The organism is Streptomyces exfoliatus, assembly GCF_000725545.1.
Taxonomy (GTDB): domain Bacteria; phylum Actinomycetota; class Actinomycetes; order Streptomycetales; family Streptomycetaceae; genus Streptomyces; species Streptomyces exfoliatus.
The window spans coordinates 1-617 of sequence record NZ_JNZP01000091.1; the positions used below are offsets into that span (position 1 = coordinate 1).

The 617-nt window shown below is 68.9% G+C and carries 1 protein-coding gene; it reads left to right on the plus strand.

From position 1 onward, the window contains the following. The first annotated feature begins 25 nt into the window (after window positions 1–25). Entirely contained in the window at window positions 26–604 is a 579-nt protein-coding gene (locus tag IO20_RS0134230; protein ID WP_030557205.1) for a Dps family protein, read from the plus strand. The last annotated feature ends 13 nt before the right edge of the window (window positions 605–617 follow it).

Sequence of the window (617 nt, forward strand, 5' to 3'; positions counted from 1 at the left end):
CTTCTCTCCCGAACAGGAGCACCCGATGGACACCCTCACGACCACGCACGGCGGCGGTCAGCCGCTGCTGCACCAGAAGGGCGCCGAGACGCAGGCGTTCGGCACGCTCAAGCAGTTGCCGATCGGTCTCGGTCATGACACCCGCATGTACGCGTGCCAGCGGCTGAACCGCGTACTCGCCGACACGCAGATCCTGTACTCCCTCTACAAGAAGCACCACTGGCTCATGCGCGGGGCGACGTTCTACTCGCTCCATCTGATGCTGGACAAGCACGCGGAGGCCCAACTGGCCATCGTGGACGCGCTGGCCGAGCGGGTCCAGAGCCTGGGCGGCGTCGCCGTCGGCGACCCGCGTCACGTCGCGGAGCTGACCGCGATCCCCCGGCCGCCGGACGGTGTGGAGCCGGTGCCGGTGATGCTGTCGCGGCTCCTCGACGCGCACGAGCGGATCCTGATCGACGCCCGGGACGCCGCCGCCCGGATCTCAGGAGAGGGCGACGAGGGCACCACCGACCTCCTCGTCTCCGAGGTCATCCGCACCGGCGAGGCACAGGTCTGGTTCCTCGCCGAACACCTCGTGGACACCCCTCTGGTACGCGGCTGATGGACACGTACGA

What these genes read in the sequence shown, in the direction of transcription:
- IO20_RS0134230 (WP_030557205.1), top strand. Translation starts at nt 26, where the DNA reads ATGGACACCCTCACGACCACGCACGGCGGCGGTCAGCCGCTGCTGCAC.